The organism is Nocardia sp. CA-119907 (assembly GCF_050955995.1).
Taxonomy (GTDB): domain Bacteria; phylum Actinomycetota; class Actinomycetes; order Mycobacteriales; family Mycobacteriaceae; genus Nocardia.
The window spans coordinates 2997588-3012034 of record NZ_CP192091.1 but is presented as its reverse complement, the minus strand read 5'-3'; the positions used below and the strand labels follow the sequence as shown (position 1 = coordinate 3012034).

At 64.4% G+C, this 14447-nt stretch carries 15 protein-coding genes, 1 tRNA gene and 3 pseudogenes; 4 read left to right on the top strand and 15 right to left on the bottom strand.

The features are described 5' to 3' along the window. Positions 1-36: 36 nt before the first annotated feature. Positions 37-1194, bottom strand: coding sequence for a glycosyltransferase (locus ACQP2D_RS13280; RefSeq protein WP_433684004.1), 1158 nt, complete (start codon positions 1192-1194; stop codon positions 37-39). A 224-nt stretch (positions 1195-1418) separates the two neighbouring features. Between ACQP2D_RS13280 and ACQP2D_RS13275 the strand changes: the two genes are divergently transcribed. Both ACQP2D_RS13275 and ACQP2D_RS13270 read left to right on the top strand, forming a co-directional pair. Next, positions 1419-1943, top strand: a complete 525-nt coding sequence (locus ACQP2D_RS13275; RefSeq protein WP_433684003.1) for an HD domain-containing protein — start codon at positions 1419-1421, stop codon at positions 1941-1943. Positions 1944-2011: 68 nt separating this feature from the next. Beyond that, a tRNA-Leu gene (locus ACQP2D_RS13270) sits at positions 2012-2099 on the top strand. Here the strand turns inward: ACQP2D_RS13270 and ACQP2D_RS13265 are convergent. Beyond that, positions 2078-2602 (bottom strand): hypothetical protein, encoded by a 525-nt coding sequence (locus ACQP2D_RS13265; RefSeq protein ID WP_433684002.1) that lies wholly within the window; start codon positions 2600-2602, stop codon positions 2078-2080. The genes ACQP2D_RS13270 and ACQP2D_RS13265 overlap by 22 nt on opposite strands. A gap of 445 nt (positions 2603-3047) precedes the next feature. Here ACQP2D_RS13265 and ACQP2D_RS13260 point away from each other — a divergent pair. Next, positions 3048-3263 (top strand): annotated as a pseudogene (locus ACQP2D_RS13260) (integrase core domain-containing protein); the annotation flags it as partial. A gap of 259 nt (positions 3264-3522) precedes the next feature. On the opposite strand, the gene ACQP2D_RS13255 reads toward ACQP2D_RS13260, so the two are convergent. Then, positions 3523-3804: a hypothetical protein gene (locus tag ACQP2D_RS13255; protein WP_433685992.1), complete on the bottom strand. Its 282-nt coding sequence runs from the start codon at positions 3802-3804 to the stop codon at positions 3523-3525. A gap of 250 nt (positions 3805-4054) precedes the next feature. Further along, the gene (locus ACQP2D_RS13250; RefSeq protein ID WP_433684001.1) at positions 4055-4504 is read right to left on the bottom strand and encodes a hypothetical protein; all 450 of its coding nucleotides are present in this window, start codon (positions 4502-4504) and stop codon (positions 4055-4057) included. 182 nt (positions 4505-4686) lie between these two features. Between ACQP2D_RS13250 and ACQP2D_RS13245 the strand changes: the two are divergent. After that, positions 4687-4855: pseudogene (locus ACQP2D_RS13245) on the top strand (IS1380 family transposase); the annotation flags it as partial. Positions 4856-5418: 563 nt separating this feature from the next. Here the strand turns inward: ACQP2D_RS13245 and ACQP2D_RS13240 are convergent. The 11 genes and pseudogenes from ACQP2D_RS13240 to ACQP2D_RS13190 all read right to left on the bottom strand — a co-directional run bounded on the left by ACQP2D_RS13240 (position 5419) and on the right by ACQP2D_RS13190 (position 14444). Beyond that, positions 5419-5595 carry a hypothetical protein gene (locus ACQP2D_RS13240; RefSeq protein ID WP_433684000.1) on the bottom strand — a complete coding sequence of 59 codons (177 nt, stop codon included), beginning with the start codon at positions 5593-5595 and terminating at the stop codon, positions 5419-5421. 66 nt (positions 5596-5661) lie between these two features. Next, the gene (locus tag ACQP2D_RS13235; protein WP_433683999.1) at positions 5662-5829 is read right to left on the bottom strand and encodes a hypothetical protein; all 168 of its coding nucleotides are present in this window, start codon (positions 5827-5829) and stop codon (positions 5662-5664) included. 114 nt (positions 5830-5943) lie between these two features. Further along, positions 5944-6774 (bottom strand): RNA polymerase sigma factor, encoded by an 831-nt coding sequence (locus ACQP2D_RS13230; protein ID WP_433683998.1) that lies wholly within the window; start codon positions 6772-6774, stop codon positions 5944-5946. Positions 6775-6788: 14 nt separating this feature from the next. Continuing rightward, positions 6789-7697 carry a haloalkane dehalogenase gene (locus tag ACQP2D_RS13225; protein WP_433683997.1) on the bottom strand — a complete coding sequence of 303 codons (909 nt, stop codon included), beginning with the start codon at positions 7695-7697 and terminating at the stop codon, positions 6789-6791. A 134-nt stretch (positions 7698-7831) separates the two neighbouring features. Beyond that, positions 7832-8100: pseudogene (locus ACQP2D_RS13220) on the bottom strand (integrase core domain-containing protein); the annotation flags it as partial. A gap of 316 nt (positions 8101-8416) precedes the next feature. Continuing rightward, a complete protein-coding gene (locus ACQP2D_RS13215) occupies positions 8417-9553 on the bottom strand; it encodes an Mrp/NBP35 family ATP-binding protein (RefSeq protein WP_433683996.1) in 1137 nt (378 codons plus the stop codon). Positions 9554-9631: 78 nt separating this feature from the next. After that, entirely contained in the window at positions 9632-11014 is a 1383-nt protein-coding gene (locus tag ACQP2D_RS13210) for an FAD-dependent oxidoreductase (protein ID WP_433683995.1), read from the bottom strand. After that, positions 11011-11346 carry a ferredoxin gene (gene fdxA / locus ACQP2D_RS13205; protein WP_433683994.1) on the bottom strand — a complete coding sequence of 112 codons (336 nt, stop codon included), beginning with the start codon at positions 11344-11346 and terminating at the stop codon, positions 11011-11013. Before fdxA ends, ACQP2D_RS13210 begins: the two co-directional genes overlap by 4 nt. Then, positions 11343-12110 carry an ABC transporter ATP-binding protein gene (locus ACQP2D_RS13200; protein ID WP_433683993.1) on the bottom strand — a complete coding sequence of 256 codons (768 nt, stop codon included), beginning with the start codon at positions 12108-12110 and terminating at the stop codon, positions 11343-11345. The genes fdxA and ACQP2D_RS13200 overlap by 4 nt, the downstream gene beginning before the upstream one ends. Further along, a complete protein-coding gene (locus ACQP2D_RS13195; protein ID WP_433683992.1) occupies positions 12107-12979 on the bottom strand; it encodes an ABC transporter permease in 873 nt (290 codons plus the stop codon). The genes ACQP2D_RS13200 and ACQP2D_RS13195 overlap by 4 nt, the downstream gene beginning before the upstream one ends. 34 nt (positions 12980-13013) lie before the next feature. After that, positions 13014-14444, bottom strand: coding sequence for an ABC transporter substrate-binding protein (locus tag ACQP2D_RS13190; protein ID WP_433683991.1), 1431 nt, complete (start codon positions 14442-14444; stop codon positions 13014-13016). Positions 14445-14447: the final 3 nt, after the last annotated feature.

The window sequence follows — 14447 nt, the reverse complement described above, 5'->3', positions numbered from 1 at the left end:
ATTCTCGAATCAGCACTGAAGCGGGCGCTTCTGGAATCAAGCTCGAACGCTGAGGACGTCGTGGCAGATACCGATGGCATCGGCGACATCCGCGAAGCCGGAGGCCGCCTCCTGTGCCGCAGTTGCGTAGGAGGGGATGTCGAGGAGCTCTCGGACCGCAGTGCGAACGGCGTCCACGGTCAGCGGCCGGACCAGGATCGAGCTGCCTTGGCGGACGGCACGATTGGCCAGTTCCCATTGGTCGCCGCCGCCGGGGACGGTGACGATCGGGACACCCGCGAGCAGGGATTTCGCCAGCAGGCCGTGCCCACCGCCGCCCACGACGACCGAGGCGTGGGTGAGCAGTTCGTCCTGACGGCCGAGTCCGGCGGTCGCCCAGGGCGGCAGGTCGGTCGGCGGAGTGTCGAGCATGGAAATGGCGACCCGTACTCCCGCCCCGTCCAGGGCGGCCAGCACGGTGTCGACCATGCCCGCGACGCCGGTATGCGCCGTCGATGGCGCGACCATGACCAGTGGCTCGTCGCCGGGCGGTAGGTCGAGCGTCTTCCGGGTCGGTTCCCACAGCAGTGGGCCGATGACATGGGTGTGCTTCGGCCAGTCGGGGCGCGGTACTTCGAGGGCGGGCAGGGTGGCGATCAGGCGGGCCGCCGGACCCGGATCGATGGCGGGCAGGCCGATACTTTCGCGCGCCTGCTCCCGCTGACGCAGACCGTTGCGGATGGCGCGCGCGGTCATGGTGCGCAGCATGCCGTCGCGGAGTCGCCCGCGCAGACCCTCCCCCGGCGCGAGACCACTGCCGATGGGCGGCAACGCCTTCGAGGGAAGATACAGCGGATGCGGCGATAGCTCGATCCACGGCACTCCCAGTCGTTCGGCAGCCAGCCCGCCGCCCGCGGTGAGCACATCCGACACCACGAGTTCCGGCAGCATCGCGCTCAGATCGGGCAGGATCTCGGTCGAAATATGCGCCGCACGTTCATGGATGCGCTGACCCGCATCGCGGTCGTCGTCGACGGCGCGCGGGGCCAGACCCTTGAGTCTGCGGACCGCGATGCCCGCTTCCTTGGCGGCATCGAACCAGCGCGGTCCGGTGAACAAGACCGGCTCGTCACCGGCGGCCAGAAACCGCTCGCACAGCGCCAGAGCCGGAAACGCATGGCCTGGATCCGGCCCGGCAACAACGGCAACACGCATGCGGTCAGCCTGCCATATCTGTTTCGGAATCCGGTGGGGTGGAGATCGGAGTGGAGCGCGCATCGACCCCTGCCACGTGTCCGGCCAGCATTCACCGAAAGGCCATGCACCCGCAACCCCACTGATCGGCAATCGACGGCAAACTGGTCCAGACCATTTCGCTCACCGCATCAGCAGTGAGCGGTCGCATCGCGAGATCGGGGCTGAGGTTGTCGGTATCCACCGTGGACGAATTGATCAACCTGCTGACCGACTGCGCCGACGTCTGGGATATGCCCGACCGCAGTGGCGACCCCGTCGACATCCTCGATCACGACCTGCAGTGCGCCCAACTGCTGCGCATATCCCATCCCGATGACGAGGAGCTACAACTGGCCGGACTACTGCACGACATCGGCCACAAACTCGTCCCCGGCGATGACGCACACCACGGTGAACACGGTGCGGACGCGATCCGCCCCCTACTCGGCGACCGCGTCGCCCGACTGATAGAGCTGCACGTCGTCGCCAAACGCTATCTCGCCGCCACCGACGCCGCCCATACGCTCTCCCCTGCCAGCCAGCGCACCCTGATCACCCAGGGCGGCCCGATGACGCCCGCCGAAATCGCCGAATTCCAAGCCGATCCCGACTTCACCGCCGCTATCGCCCTGCGCCGCGCCGACGATGCGGGCAAGATCATCGGCCGCGAAGTCGCCCCGCTGGAATCGTGGCGTTCGGTCATCGAACGAGTCGCGGCCACACACTGAACCCACCTGCCAGTACAACCGATTTCAATACTCCCCCACCCATCCGTTACCCTTGCTCAGCAACACCGGTCCGGGTGGCGGAATGGCAGACGCGCTAGCTTGAGGTGCTAGTGCCCTTTATCGGGCGTGGGGGTTCAAGTCCCCCTCCGGACACCAGTGTTAACCACACAAGGAATGGCGGCCACTTCGGCCGCCATTTCTGTATGTAAGTAGCGGATCTGCAGATCAAGCGCGTCGTAGATGCGGGCGCGGTCCGAAGGCCTGCCCGCGTCCAGAACCGCTGCGATGTCCCCCAACGAGTCGATCAGCTTGTGAAGCTCGACCGCGCGCAGCGGCACCACTCGGGGCAAGTTGTCCAGTTCGCTTTGGGCGATCGCCTTCTCTGCTTGAGCCGCGTTCATGGCGTCGACCAGAATCGTCGGATCTACCCCCGCTTCGATTGCGGCACGGTGGCGTTCAAGCTTCGCCTCTGCCTCCACAAACCGCCGGCGCAGGGTCTCGCGGACACCGTCATTGGAGTCGGCGTTGTGGGCTTCGACGAGTGTGGCGATCGTGTCGTCGCGGTGGTCCCTGTCGAAGAGCCGGGCCAACCACCGGTTGACCGGACCGATGATCGCGGACTCACGAAGATTCACGGTCTTCGGATGACCGTCCAGCACTGGACTTCCCGGAGGCAGCGTGCGAGCCAGACACCGGTAGTAGACAGCACCGTGCACGACGGTCGCTTGCATCTTCCGCGAACAGCTGTCGCAGCGGCCACGTCCCCGCAGGTGGTATTCGCGGGGCATGTTCGTCTGCCGGGTACGTTCGAGCCGCGCCCGTGACCGGTTGCTGGCACCTGCGCCGGCCCGCCGAATCAGATGCGTTTCAGTGAAGGTCTCCACCGAGATGATCGGTGGGTGTGCAGGCTTCCGCGACCGCACTATCCGACCGGCCTCCGAATGTAGCCGTACGGCGCTCGGTGGCCGTTTGGGTTCCGCCGGGATCGACTGCCAGATCATCCGGCGACGGCCAAGCAGATTGCGACAACCCATTCCGCTTCTGCGCTGCTACGCGTCAAGTCATCCGAATCGGCTTTGCATGAGCGGTGCGCCGGATAACTGTCGCCGCATCACCGAGGCCGGTCTGGTCGGCTCTATGGGCATCATCGGCGACTGCGACAACGCGATGATCGAATCCTTGTGGAGCAGAATGCAAATCGAACTCCTCGACCGCAAGAAATGGAAGCCCCGCACCGAACTGGCCAACGCGATCTTCGACTACATCGAGATCTTCCACAACCGGCAACGCCGCCACTCCAGCATCGGCTGGCTCACCCCGGGCAGAGTTCGAAAAGACCAACCGACACCTACAATCAGCGTCCTGACTCCCACAACCCGGCGGACACTTACCCGGGACAGCCCAAAGCGGTCCCAAACCCGTGAGGCTTCATTACCGTGGCCTGATTTTGTTGTGCCCAACGTATGCCCAATACTTGCTCAACCGGTCTCACGACATCCGGCTTTTACACACCAGCGGGCGGGGCCGAACCCCTCTGCGGCTAAACCGGCCGATCTCCATCCCGCGCAGATCTGTTCGGTCAGCTACTGCCGAACAAGCCGCCGCTGTCCCAATCCAAATCACCACTGCCCCAATCACCACTGCCCCAATCACCACTGCCCCAACCATCAATGCCCCAACCATCAATGCCCCAATCACCGATGCCCCAAGGGCTACCGACCTGCACCACACCGGGTACGTGCGTCGGCACAGCCATGGCGGGAACCGCCGCCGCCGTCATCGGAACCACTATGGCGGCTCCAACGAGTGCGACCTTCGCGAGCAGCTGACACACGGCAGTTCGGTATGTCTTGTTGGTCATCATCATCACCTTCTTCCGGCGAGCTCATCGCACGGACATGACCCACCGATTGTCGATCGGATGGACATTCACCAACATGTCTGATAATAAGCAGCCTGCACCGTCGCCACCACCACTCGAGAAGCCGGACCACACTCCTGGTGCGGTCGGATTTGAATCCCGGGATCAGTGCACGGGCGCACCACCATCGTGTTCGACGGTGGTGGTGGCGAGCACACCTTCGTGTGCCCGGCTGGCGCGGTCTACCGGATCAGTCCTTCCGTTGCCGAAAACCGAGCAAGACCCTGAGGAGACCGCTGAACGCATAGCCGGCCGCCCATACCGAAATCAAAATGAGAACAACGAACAGTGGTAGCCAGCTGCTCTTGTGATGATCGACGCTCCACCAGACTCCCGTAAACAGAATCGTGCTGATAAACAGCAAGATGTCGCGCCAGCCGCCGCGATAGGAGGCGGCCGCTCTGCGCAGCGGCCGGTATCGGTCGACGGCGGCGACCAGGTCGTCGATGCGGCTATTGATGGTCCGTTGGAGTTCGGCTCGCCGCTCCGCGTCCTCTGGAGGTATGTGGTCCAGCAGTTCCAGATCCTGCTTGATCGCCTTGCGGACATCGGGGCCCTTCAGATATCCGGCCGCCGCGCCGAGAGCCATTCCACCGGCGATGGGCGCCAGCCCCAGGGCAAGGTCAGCGACAGCGGCCATGCTGTGGTCTCCTTTCGACCTTGATGTGCCTGGCAATGCTGGACCATATGTTTGCTGAACCTCGATCTACCGATGTGATACGCGGCGCGGGGGTGTGTCGAAATGACGAAAAGCGCCTTCTGACCTGAGGATGATTGATGTTCTTCGCGCAAAAATCAAGACCAGGACAGCAGGCACAATCAGTGCGATTGTTCCACACGTCCGCCGCGGACTCGGCGAGGTTCGATGACGACAACCTCGTGCCGGTGGCCGGGCTGGTGCTGGTGCTGACGTTGGCCGAGCAGACCGGCCTGACCAGCATCTTCGCCAACAAGGTCTGCGTCGCCGCGACCACGGATCAAATCGGGGGCAAGGTGTGGTCGAAAACGGTTGGTGTTCAACAAGTCCTGTCTAACCTCTCTCGTACAGTCCACGGGCATGGCCAACCGCGCACTCGACATCGCCGAACCGCACGCCCTCAACGGTGACGCGCTCGACCCGATCGGCGGCGGCGGCGCGCTCGTTGGCTACGGGCGATCTTCTGGCATCCGGCCTCGGTGAGCGCGTCGACCTGGCGTCGAGCAGCTGGCACCGCACGCTCGCCGCTAGGATCCTGCGAGCTGGAGCCCATGCGTTGGTGATCAGCTGCAAGCTGGTGAAGGTCAGACGGTGCGAGTTCTCCAGTGCGGGAACAAGTCCGGGCCAGAGAGTGGGTACCCCACTGGTGATGGTCACATCGAAGGTCCGCATCTGTTCAAGCGCGTCGAAACACTTCGGGAATCGTGTCCGCCTCTAGCGTCGGGCCACGATAGTTAGGACCGGACGAAGAGTGGCTATACCAGCATGTGAGCTGGCACCATCGGTCGTGTCGAGCAGAATCCGGGTCGGGTTGGATGGATGTGTCAGGTCCACGCCAATGTCTCCTGTCGAGGGTTTTAGGGGTGGTTGAAGCCGGGGCGTCGCGCAAATTGTTCTGCTTCGGTCAAGGATTCGGGTGAGACGGCGGCGTCGAACCACTGGCCGGTCACCCGGTCGAAGCTCAGCTCACCGGCACGTAGAAAAGCACGCACCGCGTCTATCGCCTCGCGTTCACCACGGCGGTTCTGGCGCACACACCGCACCGACTCGAACAGCGCTATCGATTCGAACAACATGAGACCGGCCGCACACCAGGTTCGTCATCGTTCGGTCGGCTTGTCAACGATCACGGTCACCCGGGCTCGACAGGCCGGGTGTGCGGAGTCGCTCATCTCATACGTCGAGTCGGCCCACCGCTGCTTCAGCCGCTGGTGATCGATGCCGAGTCGCTCGGCCATCGGCTGCATCGGTTCGAATTCCGCGGTCATCCAAAACTGGTCGACCGCACCGCAACTGCCAAGGATGCCTACCTCGGCGCGCCCATGTGGACCGGATGCGTAGAGCTGACGGGCATACGATATCCGGGCCACCGCATGAGCCGCTCAGTCGAGTATCGGAAACCTGCCCGAGTGCAGTAGCTCGGTGATCGCGTCCATTTTCGCCTGCGGCGCAGCGTAATCCGGATGAGCGCGGAGGACTGCCGCAGCGTCACCGAGCTTGCGCATCTGCGCTTCGGCCGCGATGACACTCCGGCCGCCGGGGCCGATCGGATGGTCGACGAAGACAAGGCGGCCAAGTTCGACGCGTCCCACGGCCATCGCCTGCTCCACCCGACGGGGACAGCGGCAGAACGCCTTCGAGTCGACAAGGCCGCAGGTGGACCGGAGGAAGGTGGCCAGCCGCTGCTTCGCCCGCTCCAACCGTTTCTGGAAGGCGGCGGGCGATACTTCGATAATCCAAGCGGCATCAGCGGCTTTCAGTTCGAAGATATCGCCGAGGACGTAGGCGATGCGCTCGTCGCGGCTCAGGCACTGCAACATCGCCTGGGTGCAGCCGAGTCGCACCTCCTCGGCCAGCACCGTGGCCTCGGGACCCCGATAGTCCTCGGCGGCAAGCCCGTCGGCCAGGTCATCGCGGAAGTCGTCGAAGCCGACCTCCTGCCGCTCATGCGTCGATTGCCGACGCAGATTGAGCAGGTAGTTGACGCCGATTCGATATGCCCAGGTAAGCAGCTTCGCCTCACCGCGCCAGGTGGCGAGTCGGGTGACCACTCGAATCATGATCTCCTGCACCGCATCCTCGGCATCGGCAGGTCTGCTGACCATGCGCAGCGCGAGCCGGTAGAGCGGATCCTGGAGTTGGTGAATGACTTCCGCGAGCGCCGCCTTGTCCCCGTCGACGGCGCGCGCGACCAACTCTGCCTCGGGATTCACCGGTACCACCTGCCTCAGACCATCGTCGACGCTGGTGTCAGCGTATGCCGCCGCAGCCAGGCGGCAATCGCGCGGCCGATGGCATCGGGCTGATCCTCGGGGCTGTGGTGGGCGCCGGGGCCAATGGACTCCACCTCGGTATCAGCGAAAGTCGCTGCCGCCCAGTTGATTACCTCGGGCGATCCGAGGCCGACGCCCGGCTCGACGGTCATCAACAACTTGGGCACACCGCTGCTTTCGGTCATCCATTGCCCATAGTCGGTGACGCGCTGCGTGACATCGGCGGGTGCGCCGTCGAGCGGGAATTCGCGCGCCCAGGCCAGCATCGGCATGCGCGAGGCCGGAGTCGGATACGGGGCGCGGTAGGCATCGAGGTCGGCATCGGTCAGGCCAGCGATCAACTTCGGCAGATTGAACTCGATGAAAAGGTTCTCCTCCAGCACGGCCTGTTCGCCCGCGGGCGAACGGAACTTGCGGAACATATCCGCGGAACCCTGGGGCAATTCGTCCCAGCGCATCGGGCGCAGGAAGGTTTCGATCAGCGCGATACCGCGTACCCGGCCCGGATGCCTGGCACCGAAGTCCATGGCCAGGGCGCCGCCCCAGTCGTGACCGACCAGGATCACCTCGTCCAGGCCGATCGCGTCGAACCAGGCATCGAGGTAGCGGGCGTGATCGGCGAACCGGTAGGCGCTCTCGGGCTTACCTGAGGCGCCCATGCCGATCAGATCCGGTGCCAGACAACGCGCTTCGTCCTCCACATGCGGAATCACATTGCGCCACAAGTATGAGGAGGTGGGGTTGCCGTGCAGGAGCACCACGGGGACGCCGCCCGCGCCGGTGTCGCGGTAGCTGATAAACGAGTCGAGAACCTCGATGGTGGTCATAGCGGGTGCCCTTTCGGAGTGTTTTGGTGCCTTCACTCCGGTTCGACACTGGATTCCGGGCTACTCCGACATACCTTTGATGTGATCTACATCACATCAATCTAGCAAGGCCCGAGTGCAGCAGCGGCGTCACAGCAATCTCGGCCACATCAATCAGTGGTGAGAGTCGGTTATCGGTGGATGCAGGCAGCAGCGTAGTCCGCTGGGGCACGATAGCCCAGTGCGGAATGTGTTCGGCGGTGGTTGTATTCGTCCTTCCATTCGCTGATCACAACTCGAGCCTGGGTGAGCGACCAGAAGCTGTTGATGCTCAAGGATTCATCGCGCAACTGGCCATTGATTCGATGTAGCCGTTGCGCCAGGGCTCACCGGGCGGGATGAACGCCAGCCCGATGCGTTCTCCTGCCCACTCCCGCATCGCCGCGCACGCCAGTTCGGGCCGTCGTCGCGCTGTAGAAGTCGGCCGTCACGCCACTGCTATTTACCGATGACCAGCAGTTTTCGGTGTTGCAGGAGGTTGGCGTAGTGGTCGATACCCCTCCGGGCACAACCAGTACACCAAGTCACCCGCTCTAACTGCGGTTATGCAGGACGAGCGATTGACGGCGTCGAGCCGAATCAGTGCAGAACGGCAGGTGGGAGCCCTGTGGGGGTTCAATTCGGGTTTAGCTCGATACAACGCGACTGCCACCGCTGGCTCCGGCCCTACCTTCTCGTCCCGGACGGCACTACAAATGAGGCACCCCTCGGTGTTGTCAACCGGGCGCCAGGGCCAGCCCTAAGCCGACGATATCGCGGGGTCTGCGGGCCAACGACATCGCTATCGTACGAAAAGCATTCGCGGCGATCGCATTCGGATCGGCTTGCACGATCGGGGTGCCGAGGTCGCCGGTGGTGCACACTGCCGGATCGAAGGGGATCTGCCCGAGCAGTGGACAGCTTGCGCCGAGGATCTCGGTGAGCCGTTCGGCGACCATCGCCCCACCGCCCGTGCCGAAGAGCGCCAGGCGTGCGCCATCCGGCGCGTCGAACCAGGACATATTCTCCACGACGCCGACGACCCGTTGTCTGGTCTGCGCCGCTACCGCGCCCGCTCGTTCGGCGATCCGGGCCGCCGTCTGCTGAGGTGTCGTGACGACCACCAGTTCCGCGGTGGGCAGGAGTTGGGCGAGCGAGATCGCGATATCGCCGGTCCCCGGTGGCAGGTCGACCAGCAGGATGTCGAGATCACCCCAGTAGACGTCGGCCAGGAACTGCTGCAGTGCGCGGTGCAGCATCGGGCCACGCCAGACGACGGGCTCGTTGCCTTCGACGAACATACCGATCGATATCACCTTCACCCCATTCGCGGTGGGTGGCATCAGCATTCGATCTACCTGAGTGGGACGAGCCGCCAGGCCGAGCATGGCGGGGATGGAGTGGCCATGGATATCCGCGTCGAGGATTCCGACGCGGAGGCCGCGGTCGGCCATGGCGGCAGCGAGATTGACGGTGACACTGGATTTTCCGACGCCACCCTTGCCCGATATGACGCAATAGACGCGAGTGAGTGAACCGGGCTGAGCAAAGGGAATCGTCGGTTCGTCGCCGCGCACCTTCTTGCGCAGCGTGGTTCGCTGTTCGTCGGTCATGACACCGAATTCGACGGTGATCGCGGTGGCGCCCGGAATGTCGAGCACGGCATCTCGGACCTCGCGCGATATCCGATCACGCAGTGGGCAGGCCGCGACGGTTAGCCGGATCTCGACGGTCACCCGATTGTCGGTGTCGATGGTGAGATTGCCGACCATGTCGAGTTCGGTGATGGGACGGTGGATTTCGGGATCCTCGACCAGGCTCAACGCCTGCAGGATTCGCTCGGTGGTCAACGGCTGGATCGATGTGGACGGCATAGCTCGACCTGGCTTTCATAAGGAACACAATTCGGCGGCCGGCAATTCGGCAGCGGGACAATTCGGCGCTGGAGCGGTTCAGCGGCGTCCGAGACCGACGTGGAGCATGTCGGCGCGCTCCACAACTTTGACGCGCTCGCGTCCCTCGAGCTCGCCGAGGGCACGCTCGTGCGCGTCGAGCCGGTACCAGCCCTGCCATGTCGTGAAGCTGATCGACTTGGACCGGAGGAACTCGACGACCGATGAGGGATCGGGATCGGTTGCCCCCGAGAGGTTCTCGCGATCGTCGAGCAGGCACGCGACCGTCTCGTTGGCATCACCTTTCGTGTGGCCGATCAGACCGATCGGGCCGCGCTTGATCCAACCTGTGACATACACTCCGGGCAGATGACGCGCGGTTTCGGCGGCCTCATGCTCGAGCAGCACGCGCCCGCCCTCGTTCGGTACCACGCCCGCCCTGTCGTCGAACGGCAACTCGGGGATGCTCTGCGAGAGGTAGCCGACGGCACGGTAAACGGCCTGGACGTGCCATTCCTTGAATACGCCTGTGCGCTCGACATTTCCGGTGCCGTCGAGCCGGGTGCGCTCGGTGCGCAGGCCGACGACCTTGCCGTCCGTCCCGAGGATTTCGACGGGCGATTCGAAGAAATGCAGGAACAGCCTGTGCGGCCGGTCACCGATATCGCGGATTGCCCACTGCTCCAGCGTATTCGCCACCATATCCACCTGTTTCGACTGCCGCCGCGCAATCTCGGAACCCGCGTCGTAGTCGATGTCCTCGGGATCGACGATGACCTCGATGGTCGGCGAATGGTCGAGTTCACGCAGTTCCATGGGTGTGAACTTGGCCTGGGCCGGTCCACGGCGGCCGAACACATGCACCTCGACGGCCTTGTTGGCCTTCAACCCGTGGTAGACGTTCGGCGGGATTTCGGTCGGCAGCAGTTCGTCGGCGGTCTTGGCGAGTATTCGCGCCACGTCCAGCGCCACATTGCCGACGCCGAGGACGGCGATCTTCTCGGCCTCCAGCGACCAGTCCCGCGGCACATCCGGATGCCCGTCGTACCACGATACGAAGTCCGCCGCACCGTAGGAGCCGTTCAGATCGATACCGGGGAGAGCCGGCGCGCGGTCGGTATCGGCCCCGGTCGCGAAGATCACGGCGTCGTAGAAGGTCCGGAGGTCATCGAGAGTGACGTCGACGCCGTAGTCGACATTGCCGAACAGTCGAACCTGCGGCTTGTCGAGCACGCTGTGCAGAGCGGTGATGATGCCCTTGATCCGGGGGTGGTCCGGTGCGACGCCGTAGCGGATCAGCCCGAACGGTGCGGGCATGCGTTCGAACAGGTCGATCGAGACGTCCGTATCCGACACCGACTTCATCAACGCGTCGGCGGCATAGATGCCGGCCGGTCCCCCGCCCACAATCGCAACGCGCAGTGGTCGTTTCGAACCGCTCATGGCTGATACGCCTGCACGAATGCCGTGTCGATGCCCACCGCGCCGAGTTTCGCCGCGCTCCCCGGCGATCCCAGCGCGGCGGCGCGGCCCGGCAGCGGCTCATCGAAGAACCGGGCGTTCTCTGCGATGAACGGCCGCTGCTCGACGGGTATGTCGGCATCGAGATAGATCGCCTCGACGGGGCAAACTGGTTCGCACGCACCGCAATCCACACATTCGGTGGGTTGGATATAGGCCATGCGCCCACCGGTGTAGATGCAGTCGACCGGGCACTCCTCCACGCACGCCCGATCCATCACGTCGACGCAGGCCGCGCCGATGACGAAAGTCATGATGCCTCCACGATATTCGCGGTGGCCAGTTCGGCGTCTTCGCCGAGTGCCGCCAGGATTTCGTAGCGCCTGCGGGCGAATTCGGGTTCGAATCGCGCGCCGGGTGCGCGCGGGTTGTCGATCGTGACGATCCGTTGGATCCGCGCGGGGCGTGGGGTCAGCAGCACGATCCGGTCGGCGAGCAGCAATGCCTCGTCCACGTCGTGGGTGACGAACAGGACAGTGGTGCGGTGCCGCTGCCACACCGAAATCAGCAGCCGCTGCATATCGGCTCGGGTCTGCGCGTCCAATGCCCCGAAGGGTTCGTCCATGAGCAGTACCCGTGGCTGGGTGGCCAGGGTACGGGCCAACTGAACCCGCTGACGCATACCGCCGGACAACGCGCCGGGTAGGTGGTCGCCGAAACCATCGAGCCCCACCTGGTCCAGTAATTCGAGTGCTTCGGCGCGTCGTCGGCCGCGCTTCACCCCGCGCAGCTTCAAGGCGAATTCGACGTTCTTCCGAGCCGTACGCCACGGCAACAGTGCGTCCTCCTGAAAGACCATCGCGGATTGTTCGCCACTGCCGCCGTCCACCTCCGCGGTGCCGCCGACCGGCTCCAATAGTCCGGCCATGGCCCGCAGGATGGTGGATTTGCCGCATCCCGACGGTCCGAGCAGCACCACAATCTCGCCGCCGTCTATGTCGATATCCACTTCGGCGGTGAGTATTTCGTCGTAGGCGATGCGCAGTCCGCGCATGCGCACCGCCGCGCCCGCGTTCATCGCGCCGCCCTGGGCAGCCAACGGTTGACCCGGTGTCCGGTCATTTCGACCAGCCACGCCGTGGCCCAGCCGAGCAGTCCGATCGACAGCATGCCGACCACCACTCCCGGATAGTCGAGCAGGCCGTAGGACTGCCAGGTGAAGTATCCGATACCGAACTGTCCGGAAATCATTTCGGCGCTGATCACACAGATCCAGGCAACGCCCATCGCCACCGACAAACCGGAGAAGATGCCGGGTAGCGCACCGGGTAGGGCGATTCGGAACAGGATCTCCCAACGACCCGCGCCGAGCGTATGCGCAGCTTCCTCCCATACTCTCGGCAGCGCGTGCATTGCGTGGATCGTGCTGACCGCCACCGGGAAGAACGCCGCGAAGAAGGTGATGAACACGATCCCCTGCTCCCCTGTCGGGAACAGCAGAATCGCCAACGGCACCAGCGCGATCGCCGGAATCGGCCGGAATACCTCCAACACCGGCCGAACCAACGCACTGACCACCCGCGAACGACCGATCGCCATACCGATCAGCACGCCGGCCACGGTCGCGAGTCCGAATCCGATCAGGATCCGGCGCATGCTGGAAATGACGTTGCTGTAGTAGGAGCGGGTGCCGAGCTGGATCCGGAAGGAGTCGTAAACCTCCGCCGGGGTGGGGATTTTATCGAAGCGTAGCCAGAACACCACGTGATTCGCAGTGAGCAGATACCACAGCAGTATCAGCGCGGCCAGCGGCGCCATGGTCAGCGCTGCCGTTCGCAGCCGCTCCTGGAACCGACCGTGGCCGTACCAGCGGCGGGACCGCGATGCGATGGTGATGTCGGAAGGTGCCGTCGGGATTAGGGATATCGGTTCCGCGGATACCGTCATGTCGAGCCTCCTGATCTCGTGTTCGTGCTCGCTGCTATCGAGCGAGCAACGCCGCCTGGTAGTCGATGACGGCACTACCGGGATGGGCGTTGGCATAGGATTTGGCATCGGCCTCGATCGCGAATGGCCGCAGCTGTTCATCGGGCCCAGCCGCCGGATCGCGCACCCAGGCGGCGGTGGCCGCGAAGATGCGGACGCCCGATGCGGTGTCGGGCACGTAGGCGGCGCGGGTTTCGTTGCCACGCTGGGCGATCAGGCGGAGCAGGCAGGCCGGGGTCTTGGCGACCGCGGTGGTCTGCTCGCCCTTGAACCACACCTCCGAGGCGGTCGCCGGGTTGTCGACGGCACCGCCGCAAACGGTGTCGGTACCGATCAGCGGGCTCGGTGCGGTCGTCGAAGCGCGCTGAGCGTCATAGTCCGCCCCGTACAGCGCCCGCACATAGGTGTCGTTGACGAACTCGCCGAGATCCAGATCGGCGAGGGCGCCGAGCTCCTTCAGGAACGGCAGCAGCGTGGCGAGCGCGTCGACCTCTTGTGACTTGATGGTGGGGTCGAAACTCACCAGCCCGTTGGGACCGTTGTAGAGGTAGACCACCTCCGCCGGTATCCCGGTGATCTCGGCGACGCGCTGCGCGGCGGCCAGCGGATTGCGGTTGAGGTAGTCGGAGGTTTCGCGCTGGGCCGCCAGGAAGGCGTTGACGATATCCGGATTGTTCGTGTCGAAGCGTTTATTCGCGACCACCGCGTGGAAGGTCGGGATTTTCGCGCTGCCTCCGTCATAGAGCAATCGCGCCTTGCCGTCGAACACGAGCTTCTGCGGCCAGGGCACGAATTGCGCCAACGCGGATACCTGGTCACCCTGCAATGCCGACGCCCCGACCGCGGGGTCCTGGCCGAGCAGCTTCACATCGTCCAAGGTCAGGCCCGCGCCGGACAGACCGGTGGCGAGCATGCCGTGCGCGGCCGAACCGACGCTGGTCGAGACGACCTTGCCGCGCAGATCGGCCAGGGTGGTGGCGGGTGAATTCACTGGCACGACAATCTGATTCAGCGAACCGCGCAGGTTGTAGCCGGTCACCGCGATCAGCTCGGACCTGACGTCGTCGTGGCCGCGGGTCTTCGATCCGTTGACGAGGATGGGTGCATCACCCATCGAGCCGATATCCACTTGACCGGCGAGCATCTGCGCGGTCAGCGGCGGTCCGGCGGCGAAGTCCTTCCATTCGACCTTGTAGGTCACCCCTTTCGGCTTCCCGAGTTCGGCCAGCTTCGCTTCGAAGGTGCCCCGATCGCGCAGCAGCGTGCCCGCGGTAACGGTATTGATCGTCTTGGACTGGTAACCGATACTGACCGTGACGGTCTTGCCGTCATTCGCCGAGCCACAGCCCGCCACGACCGTCGCGGCGGTCGCGACGCCGAGCAACAGAGTGACCGAACGCCGGATCTTCCCGCGTGGTGTCCTCATCGT

Bases quoted from the DNA above. Each gene is read 5' to 3' on its own strand.
- ACQP2D_RS13200 (WP_433683993.1), bottom strand. From the start codon at position 12,110: ATGAACGCGGGCGCGGCGGTGCGCATGCGCGGACTGCGCATCGCCTAC.
- ACQP2D_RS13235 (WP_433683999.1), bottom strand. From the start codon at position 5,829: ATGACCGCGGAATTCGAACCGATGCAGCCGATGGCCGAGCGACTCGGC.
- ACQP2D_RS13255 (WP_433685992.1), bottom strand. From the start codon at position 3,804: ATGACCAACAAGACATACCGAACTGCCGTGTGTCAGCTGCTCGCGAAG.
- ACQP2D_RS13215 (WP_433683996.1), bottom strand. From the start codon at position 9,553: ATGCCGTCCACATCGATCCAGCCGTTGACCACCGAGCGAATCCTGCAG.
- ACQP2D_RS13250 (WP_433684001.1), bottom strand. From the start codon at position 4,504: ATGGCCGCTGTCGCTGACCTTGCCCTGGGGCTGGCGCCCATCGCCGGT.
- ACQP2D_RS13195 (WP_433683992.1), bottom strand. From the start codon at position 12,979: ATGACGGTATCCGCGGAACCGATATCCCTAATCCCGACGGCACCTTCC.
- ACQP2D_RS13190 (WP_433683991.1), bottom strand. From the start codon at position 14,444: ATGAGGACACCACGCGGGAAGATCCGGCGTTCGGTCACTCTGTTGCTC.
- ACQP2D_RS13280 (WP_433684004.1), bottom strand. From the start codon at position 1,194: ATGCGTGTTGCCGTTGTTGCCGGGCCGGATCCAGGCCATGCGTTTCCG.
- fdxA (WP_433683994.1), bottom strand. From the start codon at position 11,346: ATGACTTTCGTCATCGGCGCGGCCTGCGTCGACGTGATGGATCGGGCG.
- ACQP2D_RS13210 (WP_433683995.1), bottom strand. From the start codon at position 11,014: ATGAGCGGTTCGAAACGACCACTGCGCGTTGCGATTGTGGGCGGGGGA.